The following is a 13,513-nucleotide window of genomic DNA, read 5'->3' on the forward strand; positions in this document are numbered from 1 at the left end:
AGGTCCTGGCTTTCAACCCTGGCACCGCAGGAATCGTGCCAGCCGGTCTGCCTCTTCCGTCGAGGGCAACGACAATGGCTTGTCGAGCAGCCTTTCCGCGCCTAAGTTCAGAGGATGAGCAGAGCTTTCACGCGCGAGGAAGACAGCGAAAACGCCATTGCCGGTGTCGGCGAGCGGCCAATCAGCCATCACCGCAATCTTGTGACGGAGCGCGGCATGGCGATGATCGAGGAGAATCTCGCCGATCTGCGCGACATACTGGCGAAAGCCGAGAGGAAGGCCGACCGCGAGCGCATCGCGGTGGTGTCGCGCGACCTCCGCTATTGGACCGCCCGGCGCGAAAGCGCCGAGTTGTCGGTGCCGGAACCGGGCAGCGACCTTGTACGCTTCGGCATGGGCGTCACGCTCGAGGGCGATGACGGCAGGAAGGTGCACTGGAAAATCGTCGGCGAGGACGAAGCCGACCCGGCCAAGGGCACCATTTCCCACGTCTCGCCGATGGCCGTCGCCCTGTTCGGCAAGAAGGTCGGCGACGTGGCAAGCGTCAACGGCAAGGAATGGGAAATCGTCAAGCTCTCCGAAGGCTAATCCTCTAGCTTGACGACATGATCGCGGAAGAAGGCTGCGGCTCCGGCTTCGTCAATTTCTCCTGAAGCAACTGCCATCACGAATTCGTAAAGCGTGCCGTTATCGGCTGTCAGGATATGGCCGTTCACGATCAAAAATGCACCGGCTGCAACGATGGCGGTGCGCTTGTTGCCGTCGACAAAGGCATGATTTCTTGCAATGCCGAAGAGGTAGGCGGCTGCGAGATCTTCGACCGAAGGGTCTTCGTAGTTCGCCTTGTTCTCGGCACGGGCGAGCGCCGATTCAAGAGCATTTTCATCTCTCAAACCTGGCGCTCCACCATGCCTGCGCAACTGCTCGGCATGCATCGCTTCGACCGCGCGACGTGACAGAAACTCCCAGCTCATTCAGCGAGCTTCTGAAGTGCGACCTTGTATTTGTCCATGACCTGGCGAGCAGCTTCCATCTGCCGTTCGAAACTGTCATCCATCGGCTCAAGAGCAATACCCTTGTCCGTTTCGACGATCTGAAGCTGATCGCCGGTCTTCATGTTCAAACGGTCGAGCAGCTCCTTGGGCAGGATAACACCTTCGGAATTGCCTATCTTGCGAATGGTCGTGTTCATGATGGATCATCCTGTTGCAACACCAATTATAACTGGATTGGCGCGCTGTTGCAACAGGTATTATAACAGGTGTCGGTAGCACACGATATGTCCGGTTTAGGTAGCACACGATCTGTCCGGTAAGTCTCGACCTTTTAAACGGGGTCTGGATGCGCCGGTCGGAAGCCAATCAAGGTGTGCGAATGATCAAGTTCCGAGACGTATTGAGCCGCTATGAGGCTTTGGAGTTCAACCAGATGGAGGCTGCGCAGTTGCTGGGTCTGAGCGAGCGAACCTTCCGGCGCTGGTGCTGCCGGTATGAAGAGGCTGGGGAGGCCGGCTTATTGGACCGCCGTCTTGGCAAGGCGTCTGGCAAACGGGTTCCGCTGGACCGGGAGTTTGAGGTCGAGACCCTCTACCGGACGCGCTACAGCGGGTTCACGGCCAAGCATTTCCACGAACTTCTGGTGCGCGATCATCGGTTCAGCTGGAGTTACACCTGGACGAAGGCGTTCCTGCATTCGAAAGGCCTTTTGGCCAAGGCATCCAGGCGCGGAGCACACCGGCGCAAGCGGCCGCGCCGACCCTTGCCGGGGATGATGCTGCATCAGGATGGCTCGCGCCACATCTGGCTCGGCGGCCAACCGGCGCTCGACCTCATCGTCACGATGGACGATGCGACGAACACCATCTATTCGGGCTTTCTGACCAAGGAAGAAGGGACGGCTTCGACGTTTCGGGCTTTGGAGGAGGTGTTTGGCGGCCATGGTCTGGCGTTGAGCCTCTATACTGATCGAGGCAGCCACTATTTCCATACGCCGCAGGCTGGTGGAAAAATCGACAGGACAAACCTGACCCAGGTCGGCCGCGCGTTGGCCCACCTTGGCGTCGAGCATATCGCGGCCTATTCGCCGCAGGCACGCGGTCGTTCGGAGCGGGTTTTCCAAACCTTGCAAGACCGGCTGACAAAAGAACTGGCGTTGGCCGGGATCGCCACCATAGAGGAGGCCAACAGCTTTCTGCGCGACGTTTATATTCCGGCCCACAACAAGCGCTTCGCCGTCAAGCCCGAACAGGAAGGCTCAGCCTTCGTCGCCATTCCCGGCGTCGATCTGGGCGAGATCCTGTGCATTCAGGAGGAGCGCCAGGTCGGCAACGACAATTGCGTCTCGTTCAATCGACTGAAGCTGCAAATTCCCGAAAGCCCGCTGCGGCCCCATTTCGTCAAGGCGACAGTCAAGGTGCGCCGCTATCATGACGGCGCCTATGCAATCTTCCACGGGCCTCGTTGTCTGGGCCGCTACGACCACAATGGAATAGCCCTACATACACAAAAAGCCGCTTGAACCCGCTCGGCGGCCAGCAGAACAAAACCAGAAGCAGCGGACAACTCGTGTGCTACCTAAACCGGACAACTTAATTCGCTATCGACACAGGTATTATAACAGGTTAGGCCAGCAGCCGGTCCAGCAGGCGATCCGCCGCTTCCGGAATGACGGTGCCCGGCGGGAAGATTTCCGCCGCGCCTGCTTGCAGCACCGCGTCATAGTCCTGCGGCGGGATGACGCCGCCGGCGACGATCAGCATGTCGCCGCGACCGAGCTTTTTCAGCGCGTCGCGCAGCTCGGGGATCAACGTCAGATGCCCCGCCGCCAGCGACGAGGCGCCGACGATATGAACATCCTGCGCAACCGCCAACCTGGCGATCTCATCGGGTGTCTGGAACATCGCTCCGACGGTGACGTCGAAGCCGAGATCGGCGAAGGCCGTGGCGATAACCTTCTGCCCACGATCGTGGCCGTCCTGTCCCATCTTGGCGACGAGAATGCGCGGCTTGCCGCCAGTTTTCTTTTCAAAGGCGTCGAGCTTGTCCTGCAGCCCGTCGACCACGGGATGGTCGCCAAGGGCCTTGCGATAGACGCCGGAAATGGTCTGCACCGTGGCGACGTGGCGACCAAAGACCCTTTCCAACGCAAATGAAATCTCGCCGACCGTGGCATTGGCGCGCGCGGCGCGGATGGCGAACTCCAGCAAGTTTTCATTGCCTTGCGCGGCATGGGTCAGCGCATCGAGCGCGCTTTCGACGGCGGCGACATCGCGCGTGCCCTTCAGCCGTTGCAGCTTCGACAATTGCCGGGCCCTGACTTCGGCATTGTCGATCTTCAGCACGTCGACCTCGATGTCGGTCTCGGGCCGATGCGCGTTGACGCCGACCAGCATTTGTTCGCCGGAATCGATGCGCGCCTGCGTGCGTGCGGCGGCTTCCTCTATGCGCAGCTTGGGAATGCCCTGTTCGGTCGCGGCGGCCATACCGCCAAGTGCCTCGACCTCCTCGATGTGGGCAAGCGCGCGCGCCGCGAGATCATGCGTCAGCCGTTCGAGATAGGCCGAGCCGCCCCACGGATCGATGACGCGCGTGGTGCCGGATTCCTTTTGCAGGATGAGCTGTGTGTTGCGGGCGATGCGCGCCGAGTGGTCGGTCGGCAGCGCCATCGCCTCGTCGAAGGAATTGGTGTGCAGCGACTGCGTGTGCCCCTGCGTCGCGGCCATCGCCTCGATCATGGTGCGGATAATGTTGTTGTAGGGATCCTGCGCCGTCAGCGACCAGCCCGAGGTCTGGCAATGGGTGCGCAGCGACAGCGAGCGCTCGTCCTTCGGCGAAAAATTCTTCTCCATCAGGGTCGCCCACAACAGGCGCGCGGCCCGCAGTTTGGCGACTTCCATGAAGAAGTTCATGCCGATCGCCCAGAAGAAGGACAGGCGCGGCGCGAAGCGGTCGATATCGAGGCCCGCCGCAACGCCGGCGCGGGCATATTCGATGCCGTCGGCGATCGTGTAGGCGAGCTCAAGGTCGGCCGTCGCGCCGGCCTCCTGCATGTGGTAGCCGGAGATCGATATCGAATTGAACTTCGGCATGTTCTTAGACGTGTAGGAGAAGATGTCCGACACGATCCGCATCGAGGGTTTCGGCGGATAGATATAAGTGTTGCGGACCATGAACTCCTTCAGGATGTCGTTCTGAATGGTGCCGGCAAGATCCTTCTGCTCAACGCCCTGTTCTTCCGCCGCGACGATGTAGAGCGCCATGATCGGCAGCACCGCGCCGTTCATCGTCATCGACACCGTCATCTCGCCGAGCGGAATGCCGTCGAACAGTTGCCGCATGTCGAGAATGGAATCGATGGCGACGCCCGCCATGCCGACATCGCCGGCAACGCGCGGATGGTCGCTGTCATAGCCGCGATGCGTGGCAAGATCGAAGGCGACCGACAGCCCCTTCTGGCCGGCGGCCAGATTGCGCCGGTAAAAGGCGTTGGATTCTTCGGCCGTCGAGAAGCCGGCATATTGCCGGATGGTCCAGGGCTGCTGGACATACATGGTCGGGTAGGGGCCGCGCACGAAGGGCGGCAGGCCCGGGTAGGTGTCGAGATACGGCAAGCCCTTGAGGTCGCTCTGATTGTACAGATGCTTCGCGACAAGTCCTTCCGGCGTCGTTCGCTGGCCTTTGACCTCGACGGGTGCGCGGCGTGGCGGGACCCAGCCGATCTGGCTGAAATCGGGGATCAAGAGGCGGCTCCGATGGATTGGTCGATGCGGACCGGAAACAGCGGCTCACAGACGGCAACGCCTTCGGTGAAGGCGGGCCGCCGTTCCGCCGCGAGCGTCTCGACCGGAGGTTCGCTTTTCAGCGGGTAAAGCGTGGTGCCGATGATGGTCCGTTCGCCTGCCCGGTAGGCTGCGTTGCGCTGCGCTGCCGCAGCGTGAACGCGCTTCTGGATATGTCCGTCCTGAAGGCTGGACAAGACGCCGCCCTCGGCCTCGATTGTCTGCAATTCCGTCCAAGCCATCTCGCAGAGTTTGGCGGTCAGCGCTTCGACCGCGCCGGAACCATAGGCAGGATCGGCGACATGATCGATATGGCTTTCATTAGCCATGATCAGCTGCGTGTTGCGGGCGACACGACGCGCAAACCCCGCTGGCAAGCCATGCGCGATCGTGTGCGGCAAGATCGAGATCGAATCGGCGCCTCCGGACGCCGCGGCAAAGCAGGCAATCGTGGTGCGCAGGATGTTGGTCTCCGGATCCATGGCCGTCATCATCCGAAACGACGTCTCGGCATGGATGTTGGCCGTGGAATTGGGGATCGAGCAGGCTTCCTGCACCCGCGTCCAGAGCCTGCGCAGCGCCCGCACCTTGGCCATCGACAGCAACTGGTCCTGGTCGACGCTGAGCGCAAAGCCGATATGGGGCGCGGCATAGACGAGCGGCTGCCGCGCCGTCTCGAACATTCTGAGATAGGAGACCGCCGAAGCCAGCATGATGCCAAGTTCCTGCGCTTCCGTCGCGCCGGCGTTGTGGAACACACGCCCGTCCGCCTCCAGAAGCACGCCCGGAACGCCCATCGAGAAGAAGTGCGCCAGCGATTGCGGCATCGAGGCCTGCAATGCCTCGATCGACATGCGCAGCCGGCCGGTTCCGGCGAAGATCGCCGCCGGATCGATGCCGAAGGAGAGGTTGAGCTTTGCCGGGTCGGACCGGCGCTTGCTCAGGAACGCCACCAGCCAGTCGGCCACGGCGCGGCTCCAGGGATGGGCGTCGATGCGAACCTGGACGCGGTTCAGCGGTATGCCGTCCAGTACCGTCTCCAGCGCTTCCGCCGTTCTCGGCAAGCCGTAGCCGAACGCGTTCGGCGCTCCTTCGAAGACAAGCGATAATCCCGTGGCGCCTTGCGCTATGTCGTCTTGAGCCTGGGTTCTGGCGCGGTCGATATCCGGATCGTCGATGCGCTGGCTGACGATCCAGGGCGATTTCGGGTTGGCGCGCACGGTCGGTTCCGCAGCGGTGCTGCGGTCGTAGAGCGGTTCGATGCGGATGTTGTCGTCGGTATGCGAGACCAGCTTCTCTTCGAAGGATGCGCCGGCCAGTGCCTTTTCCGCCAGGGCCAGCCATCGCTGGCGCTCGGCGTTCTCTGGTTCGACATCCCTGGTCAAGGCTTCGGCGCCCATCCGTCTTCCTCGCTTTATGCGGCCGCACCAGCCTCGAGCGGTTCAGTCTACGGTCCTCGGTCCGATATCGCAATGTAATGCGCTTTCAGCGGCCGAATTCGATCCAACAGATATAGGTCGGCCTGCGTGCACGAACCATGAACGATTGCCAAACACCGGCAAAATCCGCAAGCTTCAAAAAATCGATTTGGAGGGTTGCCCCCGATTGAACGATTGGCCTGATTTGAACGATTGCCACCATTGGATGAATGGTCCCGACTTGAATGAATGGCATTGTCGCTGTGCAACGGCCTCACTATACCTGCGGCAAGGCCACTGGCTTTAAACACATCAGTTTGCGGAGACCGGACATATGGCTGACGACACCAGTATTTTCATCGGCGCCAGCCGCAAGCCCGACGACAGCTATCAGCGTGCCGAGCAGCTGTTGCTGCAATATGGCAATCGTCACGGCCTGGTGACCGGCGCCACCGGTACCGGCAAGACCGTCACCTTGCAGATACTGGCCGAAGGTTTTTCCAACGCCGGCGTGCCGGTCTTCTGCGCCGACATCAAGGGTGACCTGTCCGGCATCGCCATGATGGGCACGGCGCAGGATTTCCTCGTCAAGCGGGCCGAGCAGGTCAAGCTCGACCCCTATGACTTCCAGGAATTTCCGGTCATCTTCTGGGACCTGTTCGGCGAACAGGGCCATCCGATCCGCGCCACGGTTTCGGAAATGGGGCCGTTGTTGCTGTCGCGCCTGATGAACCTGAGCGAGGCGCAGGAAGGCATCATGAACATCGCCTTCCGCCTGGCGGACGAAGAAGGCCTGCTGCTGCTCGACATGAAGGACCTGCAGGCGCTGCTGGCCAACATCGCCGAGCGCGCCGATGAGATCGGCTCGCGCTACGGCAATGTCACGAAGCCCTCGGTCGGGGCGATCCAGCGCACGCTGCTGGTCCTGGAGCAGCAGGGCGCGGCAAATTTCTTCGGTGAGCCGGCACTGCGCATCGCCGACATCATGCGCACCACCCGCGACGGACGCGGCGCCATCAGCGTGCTTGCCGCCGACAAGCTGATGATGAACCCACGGCTCTACGCGACGTTCCTATTGTGGCTGATGTCGGAACTGTTCGAGGTGCTGCCGGAAGTCGGCGACCCGGATAAGCCGAAGCTGGTGTTCTTCTTCGACGAGGCGCATCTTCTGTTCGACGAAGCGCCCAAAGTGCTGATCGATCGCGTCGAACAAGTGGTCCGCCTGATCCGCTCGAAAGGCGTCGGCGTCTATTTCGTCACGCAAAACCCTTTGGATATCCCTGAAAAGGTTCTGGCCCAGCTCGGCAATCGCGTCCAGCATGCGCTGCGCGCCTATACGCCGCGTGAGCAGCAGGCGGTGAGGACGGCGGCCGAGACGTTCCGGCCGAATCCCGATTTCGACTGCATGACCGCCATTACCCAGCTCGCCACCGGCGAGGCGCTGGTCTCGACGCTTGAGGCCAAGGGTGTTCCGTCGATTGTGCAGCGGACACTGATCCGGCCGCCATCCTCGCGGCTTGGGCCCATAACGGCTGCCGAGCGACAAAAGCTGATCCAAGAAAGCCCGGTCGCTGGCCAGTACGATCAGCTCATCGATCGCGAATCGGCCTTCGAGATGCTGCAGAAAAAGGCCAAGGACGCGCAGGATGCCGAAGAGCAGGCGCAGCAGGCCGGCAGCGGCGGCTCACGTTGGACCATTCCGGGCTTCGGCAACGACGATCCCGCGCCGCAATCCGGTGGCAGGCGCGCGCCTGCACCGCGCCCGTCCAATCGCCAGACCGTGGCCGAGGCGGCGATCAAGTCGGTGGTGCGATCCGTCGGCTCGTCCGTCGGCCGGGCAATCGTGCGCGGCATCCTGGGCAGCCTGTCGCGGGGACGTTAGGACTTGAGGCAGCGGCGTTGCCGCTGCCTCGTCGGCTCAGAAAATCGAGTTGGTGATCTCTGTCAACGGGCCGAGCAGCACCGATCCGTCCGGCACGCCGGCGTCGATCGGGATAGCCCGGCGATTGGCCGTCGCCACCACTGGCTGGCTGGCATCGCTGGTGACGACAACTGGTGTCTTCATGGGCACGCGATCATAGAGATCGATGATGTCCTGGTTCATCAGGCGCACGCAGCCCGACGAGACCGACTTGCCGATCGACTTCCATTCCGGCGAGCCGTGCAGGCGGTAGAGCGTGTCCACGTTGCCCTGGAAGAGATAGAGCGCGCGCGCGCCGAGTGGGTTCTTCAAGCCGCCGGGCATGCCGCCATTGTCGGCGCTGTATGGCTTCAATTCCGGCTGCCGGGCAATCATTTCATCGGGCGGCGTCCATTTCGGCCATTTCTGCTTCCACTGGACGACGGCATCGCCGGACCATTCGAAACCGGCGCGGCCTAGGCCGACACCATAACGGATTGCCTGACCGCCCGGGCGAACCAGATAGAGGAAATGGCCGGTGGTATCGACGACGATCGTTCCCGGCTTCTGCCCGGTCGGATCGGGAACGATCTGGCGCAGGAACTGCGGATCGATCCTGTCGACCGGGATCGCCGGCAGATCGAAGCCGCCATCACTGACCGCTCCGTACATCGTCACATAGTCGGCTAGCGGCGGCTCGATATAGGCTGGCGGCGGTGGTTCGACCGGCCCCGGTCCGGTGGTCGCGCATGCGGAAACCGCGATCGAAGCAGCGCCTAAGGCTGCGGCGTTGAGAAAGCCGCGACGGCTCAGGCGATAGGATTCGATTTCGGTTTTGGACATGGTTGCCTTCTTTAAGTCTCAAATCGCAACAAAGCGTCAATGCGCCGATCGTTGCGCGGGTGCCTGACAACACCTGCGGCGATAGGCGGTTCCGATTCTGGCCTGAAGGTGGACAAACAAAGGCGAAGCTGTGACCGCGCCGCCACTGTGGCGCTGGGGACACACGTCCGCGTGCTAGGTACCTGGCACCAAAGCTTCGAGCGACGGCAGGATCAGCGCAGGTGGAAAGTCCCGGTACTCTTCGGGCTGGTTGGAACGGTTGATCCACACCGTGCGAAAACCGAATTTGGTGGCGCCTGCGATGTCCCAGCGATTGGAGGACTGGAAGGAAACCGCGCCGGGGTAGAGGCGCCAACCGGTGGCGACCATGTCGTAGACCGCCGGATCGGTCTTGAAGCGCCGCACCGTATCGACGGAATAGATATGGTCCAGAACCTGATCGAGCGCGGCGGACTTGACCGCGGCCCGCAGCATTTCGGGCGAACCGTTGGACAGGATCGCCAGTCTTGCTCCCGAAGCCTTGAGCGCCTTGAGCACGGCCGGCACTTCCGGATAGCAATCCAGCCGCCAGTAGGCGTCGAGTAATGTCGCCTTGAGACCGGGATCGGCCGAGGGAACCTTGCGCAAGGCGAAATCGAGCGCCTGTTCGGTCAACTGCCAGAAATCGGCATAGGCGCCCATCAGCGTGCGCACCCAGGAGTATTCGAGTTGCTTGGCGCGCCAGATCTCGGACAGCAATTGGCCGTCCGGCCCGATCCGATCGGCATGGCGGCGCACGGCGGCATGCACGTCGAACAGCGTGCCATAGGCGTCGAAGACGTAGGCGGCGTATTGCATGACGACAGTTTTGAGGGCAGGCGCGGCAAGGTGCAAGCTTTGATTGCATTGTGCCCCGTCGCTGGCCTCAACAAAACTCTTCGATGCCGATTGACGGCGCCCGCCAAAGCATCTTCCAATGGCTGTCACACGACACCGATTGAGACGGGACAAACACGATGACACTGGCGGCTGCGGCGCAATCCGCGACATGGACTTTCGTCGATGGTGATTGGCACGAGGGCAATGTCGCCATTCTGGGACCGCGCAGCCACGCCATGTGGCTCGGCACCAGCGTGTTCGACGGTGGCCGTTGGTTCGAGGGCGTGGCGCCGGACCTTGAGCTTCATGCCGCCAGGGTGAATTCTTCGGCGATCGCACTCGGCCTCAAGCCGTCGATGAGCGCCGACAAGATCGTCGGGCTGACATGGGATGGGCTGAAGAAGTTCGACGGCAAGACGGCGGTCTATATCAGGCCGATGTACTGGGCCGAGCATGGCGGCTATATGGGCGTGCCGGCCGATCCCGCCTCGACCCGCTTCTGCCTTTGCCTCTATGAATCGCCGATGATCCCGCCGACCGGCTTTTCGGTGACCGTGTCGCCGTTCCGCCGCCCGACCATCGAGACCATGCCGACCAACGCCAAGGCCGGCTGCCTCTACCCCAACAACGGCCGTGCCATTCTCGAAGCCAAGATGCGCGGCTTCGACAACGCAATGGTGCTCGACATGCTGGGCAACGTCGCCGAGACCGGAACCTCGAACATCTTCCTGGTCAAGGACGGCCATGTGCTGACGCCGGCGCCGAATGGCACCTTCCTGTCCGGCATCACCCGGTCGCGGACCATGACGCTGCTTGGCGAGTATGGCTTCAAGACCACCGAAAAGACGCTGTCGGTGCGCGATTTCCTCGAGGCGGATGAGATATTCTCGACCGGGAACCATTCCAAGGTGGTGCCGATCACCCGTATCGAGGATCGCAATCTGCAGCCTGGGCCGGTGGCCAAGAAGGCGCGCGAACTCTATTGGGATTGGGCGCATTCGACTTCCGCCGCCTGAGCGGATAAAAAGGCGATCGGCGCTTCATTCCGGAGTTGCCCCAACCCATCCCAGACCTATCTTAGTCCGGTATCCACACCGGATTTTTCCACGAGGGAGTATCATCCATGGCTTTTGAATTGCCCGCTCTGCCTTACGACTATGAGGCGTTGCAGCCTTACATGTCGAAAGAGACGCTGGAATATCACCACGACAAGCACCACAAGGCCTATGTCGACAACGGCAACAAACTCGCCGCGGAGGCGGGCATGGGTGATCTGTCGGTCGAAGAGGTGGTCAAGCAGTCGTTCGGCAAGAATGCCGGCCTCTTCAACAATGCCGCCCAGCACTACAACCACATCCATTTCTGGAAGTGGATGAAAAAGGGCGGTGGCGGCAACAAGCTGCCGGGCGCCCTGCAGAAGGCGGTCGACAGCGATCTCGGCGGCTACGACAAGTTCAAGGCCGACTTCATTGCCGCCGGCACGACGCAGTTCGGCTCCGGCTGGGCCTGGGTCTCGGTCAAGGACGGCAAGCTGGCGATCTCGAAGACGCCGAATGGCGAGAACCCGCTCGTCCATGGCGCGTCACCGATCCTCGGCGTCGATGTCTGGGAACACTCCTATTACATCGACTATCGCAACGCCCGGCCGAAATATCTCGAGGCGTTCGTCGACAGCCTGATCAACTGGGATCACGTGCTCGAACTCTACGAAAAAGCGAAGGCCTGACCGATCTCCAGAAAAGCCCCGGCATCCGGGGCTTTTCTTTTGCGGGGTCGCAGCAAAAATCATCCGGGGAAGGGAATTTTTTCCCTGTGGCATCCGTTAACGTCCTGTCCCGAAATGCCTTCATCATGGAGCCAAATGAATGAGAAAGCTTGTCATCGCCATCTCAATGCTCGCCCTCGCGGCGTCGGCGGCCTTTGCCGACCCGATCCTCGACCGGCAGGCTCTGATGAAGGAGCGTGGAAAGATCGTCGGCGGCATTTCGAAGGTGGTCAAGGGCGAGGAGCCTTTTGATGCCGCGGCTGTGCTGACGCAATTGCAGGCGCTGCAGGCGAATGCCGAGAAATTCGACGCCGATGCGCTGTTCCCGGCAGGCAGCGATACTGGCGATACGACAGCGGCGCCGAAGATCTGGCAAGACATGGCAGGCTTCAAGACGACCGAGGACAAATATCTCGCCGACATCAAGGCAGCGGCCGCCGCCGCTCCCGCCGACGTCGATGCGTTGAAGGTGCAGTTTGGCACCATCGCGTCCAATTGCGGCACCTGCCACCAGACGTACCGGGTGAAAAAGAGCTGATAGCGGGCGATGCCCTGGCCGAAAAAACTCGTTGGCGCCCTCGTCGTTCTGGGCGGCGTCGGCGCGGCTGCCGGGTGGGTCCTGTCGGCGCCGGTGAAGCTCAACAGTGAGACGCTGGCCAAGCTGGGGCCGGGCGACGTGGTCAAGGGCAAGCGCATCTTTTATGCCGGTGGCTGTACTTCCTGCCACGCAAAGCCGGGTTCGCAAGGGGGTGCGCGGCTTCAACTCGTGGGTGGTCTCGAACTCAAGACGCCATTCGGAACCTTCGTTCCGCCCAACATTTCGCAAGACCCCAAGGACGGCATCGGCACGTGGTCGGTCGAGGACCTCGCCAACGCCATGCTGAAGGGTGTCTCGCCCTCTGGCGAACATTTCTATCCGGCGTTTCCCTATGCCTCCTACGCGCGCATGAACCCAGCCGACATCGCTGATCTCTACGCCTTCCTGAAGACGTTGCCTGCCGTCGCCGGCAAGGCGCCCGCGAATTCCCTCGGTTTCCCCTTCAACATTCGTCGCGGCATCGCCCTGTGGAAACTGCTCTACCTCCGTAACCAGCCGGTCGTGGCATTTCCCGAAGGTACGGCTGGCCCAGTGATGGCGGGCCGTTACCTGGTCGAAGGGCCGGGCCACTGCGGCGAATGCCACACGCCGCGCGACTTAGCCGGCGGCACGAAAAAGAGCGAGTGGCTGGCAGGTGCCGTGGCTGCCGAAGGCAAGGGCATCGTGTCCAACATCACATCGGGCGAGGGCGGTATCGGCAACTGGTCGGAAGCCGACGTCGCCAACTACCTCGAAACCGGTTTTACGCCTGACTTCGATTCCGTCGGCGGCGCCATGGTCGACGTGCAGCGCAACATGGCCCAATTGACGCCGGAGGACCGTGCGGCCATCGCCGCCTATCTCAAGGCGATACCGCCACATCCCAACGGCTATCCGGCGCGCAAGAAGACGGCGAACTAGTCTTCGGATGACAGGTGGCGGTCGCCGAGAAAGTCGAAGCCTGTTTCGAAGAAATGGTTGTAGTTGCAGGTCAACTCCTCGCCGGGAGCGATGTCGCGCAGCGCAAAGGTCTCCTCGGGCGAGGAGACGTCGCAATTCGGCTCATCGGCATGGTTCATGTAGCGCGCGTCGTCGGCTTCGAAGACGATGTAGTTCGGGTCGCGCCGGTCGGGATAGGAGTAGCGGTCGAGATAGTTCTTCACCGGCCCGGCTTCGCGCTCATAAGTTTCGACCTCGATGAGCCGGTCGAACCTTGGATCCAGCTTCCAGATCAGCGTGCCGCGGGGAATGGCGTTCTTGGCAAAGACGCCGATGCCCTGGATGGGCGATTTGTCGAGATAGACGTCGACGAGCAGCATGATGGACCTTTACGCGATTGGGGCTGTCGGGCCTAGGAAAAGCCGCGCACTGGGTA

Annotated in this window: 14 protein-coding genes; 7 read left to right on the forward strand and 7 right to left on the reverse strand. The window is 61.8% G+C overall.

Annotation, left to right across the window (positions count from 1 at the left end; all coding sequences use genetic code 11):
- The first annotated feature begins 114 nt into the window (after positions 1-114).
- Positions 115-588, forward strand: coding sequence for a transcription elongation factor GreA (gene greA, locus NKH19_RS06515; RefSeq protein ID WP_352982048.1), 474 nt, complete (start codon positions 115-117; stop codon positions 586-588).
- Here greA and NKH19_RS06520 read toward each other — a convergent pair.
- Entirely contained in the window at positions 585-974 is a 390-nt protein-coding gene (locus NKH19_RS06520) for a type II toxin-antitoxin system death-on-curing family toxin (protein ID WP_352982049.1), read from the reverse strand. The genes greA and NKH19_RS06520 overlap by 4 nt on opposite strands.
- Complete coding sequence (locus NKH19_RS06525) at positions 971-1,192, reverse strand: AbrB/MazE/SpoVT family DNA-binding domain-containing protein (RefSeq protein ID WP_352871044.1); 222 nt, start codon at positions 1,190-1,192, stop codon at positions 971-973. Before NKH19_RS06525 ends, NKH19_RS06520 begins: the two co-directional genes overlap by 4 nt.
- Before the next feature lie 149 nt (positions 1,193-1,341).
- Between NKH19_RS06525 and NKH19_RS06530 the strand changes: the two genes are divergently transcribed.
- Positions 1,342-2,517: an ISNCY family transposase gene (locus NKH19_RS06530; RefSeq protein ID WP_352982050.1), complete on the forward strand. Its 1,176-nt coding sequence runs from the start codon at positions 1,342-1,344 to the stop codon at positions 2,515-2,517.
- A gap of 103 nt (positions 2,518-2,620) precedes the next feature.
- Here the strand turns inward: NKH19_RS06530 and scpA are convergent, their stop codons facing one another.
- Complete coding sequence (scpA, locus tag NKH19_RS06535) at positions 2,621-4,738, reverse strand: methylmalonyl-CoA mutase (RefSeq protein ID WP_352982051.1); 2,118 nt, start codon at positions 4,736-4,738, stop codon at positions 2,621-2,623.
- The gene (locus NKH19_RS06540; protein ID WP_352982052.1) at positions 4,735-6,177 is read right to left on the reverse strand and encodes a methylmalonyl-CoA mutase subunit beta; all 1,443 of its coding nucleotides are present in this window, start codon (positions 6,175-6,177) and stop codon (positions 4,735-4,737) included. Before NKH19_RS06540 ends, scpA begins: the two co-directional genes overlap by 4 nt.
- A 352-nt stretch (positions 6,178-6,529) precedes the next feature.
- Here NKH19_RS06540 and NKH19_RS06545 point away from each other — a divergent pair, with 352 nt between their 5' ends.
- Complete coding sequence (locus NKH19_RS06545; protein WP_352982053.1) at positions 6,530-8,077, forward strand: helicase HerA-like C-terminal domain-containing protein; 1,548 nt, start codon at positions 6,530-6,532, stop codon at positions 8,075-8,077.
- Positions 8,078-8,113: 36 nt separating this feature from the next.
- Here NKH19_RS06545 and NKH19_RS06550 read toward each other — a convergent pair whose 3' ends face one another.
- Both NKH19_RS06550 and NKH19_RS06555 read right to left on the reverse strand, forming a co-directional pair.
- Positions 8,114-8,938 carry a L,D-transpeptidase gene (locus tag NKH19_RS06550; protein WP_352876687.1) on the reverse strand — a complete coding sequence of 275 codons (825 nt, stop codon included), beginning with the start codon at positions 8,936-8,938 and terminating at the stop codon, positions 8,114-8,116.
- 174 nt (positions 8,939-9,112) lie between these two features.
- Entirely contained in the window at positions 9,113-9,775 is a 663-nt protein-coding gene (locus NKH19_RS06555; protein WP_352876689.1) for a haloacid dehalogenase type II, read from the reverse strand.
- A gap of 158 nt (positions 9,776-9,933) precedes the next feature.
- Here NKH19_RS06555 and NKH19_RS06560 point away from each other — a divergent pair, with 158 nt between their 5' ends.
- The 4 genes from NKH19_RS06560 to NKH19_RS06575 all read left to right on the forward strand — a co-directional run bounded on the left by NKH19_RS06560 (position 9,934) and on the right by NKH19_RS06575 (position 13,059).
- The gene (locus NKH19_RS06560; protein WP_352876692.1) at positions 9,934-10,812 is read left to right on the forward strand and encodes a branched-chain amino acid aminotransferase; all 879 of its coding nucleotides are present in this window, start codon (positions 9,934-9,936) and stop codon (positions 10,810-10,812) included.
- A gap of 107 nt (positions 10,813-10,919) precedes the next feature.
- Complete coding sequence (locus NKH19_RS06565) at positions 10,920-11,522, forward strand: superoxide dismutase (RefSeq protein ID WP_256749502.1); 603 nt, start codon at positions 10,920-10,922, stop codon at positions 11,520-11,522.
- A gap of 139 nt (positions 11,523-11,661) precedes the next feature.
- Positions 11,662-12,099 (forward strand): c-type cytochrome, encoded by a 438-nt coding sequence (locus NKH19_RS06570; RefSeq protein WP_352982054.1) that lies wholly within the window; start codon positions 11,662-11,664, stop codon positions 12,097-12,099.
- Positions 12,100-12,108: 9 nt separating this feature from the next.
- Positions 12,109-13,059, forward strand: coding sequence for a cytochrome c (locus NKH19_RS06575; RefSeq protein WP_352982055.1), 951 nt, complete (start codon positions 12,109-12,111; stop codon positions 13,057-13,059).
- Here the strand turns inward: NKH19_RS06575 and NKH19_RS06580 are convergent.
- A complete protein-coding gene (locus tag NKH19_RS06580) occupies positions 13,056-13,457 on the reverse strand; it encodes an SET domain-containing protein (protein WP_352982056.1) in 402 nt (133 codons plus the stop codon). The two genes, NKH19_RS06575 and NKH19_RS06580, sit on opposite strands and share 4 nt — an antisense overlap.
- Between the last annotated feature and the right edge of the window lie 56 nt (positions 13,458-13,513).

Origin of the sequence: Mesorhizobium sp. M1338 (assembly GCF_040318045.1) — a bacterium.
GTDB lineage: Bacteria > Pseudomonadota > Alphaproteobacteria > Rhizobiales > Rhizobiaceae > Mesorhizobium.

Excerpts from the sequence above, each read along its gene's own strand:
- greA (WP_352982048.1), top strand. The coding sequence starts at position 115 with ATGAGCAGAGCTTTCACGCGCGAGGAAGACAGCGAAAACGCCATTGCC.
- NKH19_RS06520 (WP_352982049.1), bottom strand. The coding sequence starts at position 974 with ATGAGCTGGGAGTTTCTGTCACGTCGCGCGGTCGAAGCGATGCATGCC.
- NKH19_RS06525 (WP_352871044.1), bottom strand. The coding sequence starts at position 1,192 with ATGAACACGACCATTCGCAAGATAGGCAATTCCGAAGGTGTTATCCTG.
- NKH19_RS06530 (WP_352982050.1), top strand. The coding sequence starts at position 1,342 with ATGCGCCGGTCGGAAGCCAATCAAGGTGTGCGAATGATCAAGTTCCGA.
- NKH19_RS06540 (WP_352982052.1), bottom strand. The coding sequence starts at position 6,177 with ATGGGCGCCGAAGCCTTGACCAGGGATGTCGAACCAGAGAACGCCGAG.
- NKH19_RS06545 (WP_352982053.1), top strand. The coding sequence starts at position 6,530 with ATGGCTGACGACACCAGTATTTTCATCGGCGCCAGCCGCAAGCCCGAC.
- NKH19_RS06550 (WP_352876687.1), bottom strand. The coding sequence starts at position 8,938 with ATGTCCAAAACCGAAATCGAATCCTATCGCCTGAGCCGTCGCGGCTTT.
- NKH19_RS06555 (WP_352876689.1), bottom strand. The coding sequence starts at position 9,775 with ATGCAATACGCCGCCTACGTCTTCGACGCCTATGGCACGCTGTTCGAC.
- NKH19_RS06560 (WP_352876692.1), top strand. The coding sequence starts at position 9,934 with ATGACACTGGCGGCTGCGGCGCAATCCGCGACATGGACTTTCGTCGAT.
- NKH19_RS06565 (WP_256749502.1), top strand. The coding sequence starts at position 10,920 with ATGGCTTTTGAATTGCCCGCTCTGCCTTACGACTATGAGGCGTTGCAG.
- NKH19_RS06570 (WP_352982054.1), top strand. The coding sequence starts at position 11,662 with ATGAGAAAGCTTGTCATCGCCATCTCAATGCTCGCCCTCGCGGCGTCG.
- NKH19_RS06575 (WP_352982055.1), top strand. The coding sequence starts at position 12,109 with ATGCCCTGGCCGAAAAAACTCGTTGGCGCCCTCGTCGTTCTGGGCGGC.
- NKH19_RS06580 (WP_352982056.1), bottom strand. The coding sequence starts at position 13,457 with ATGCTGCTCGTCGACGTCTATCTCGACAAATCGCCCATCCAGGGCATC.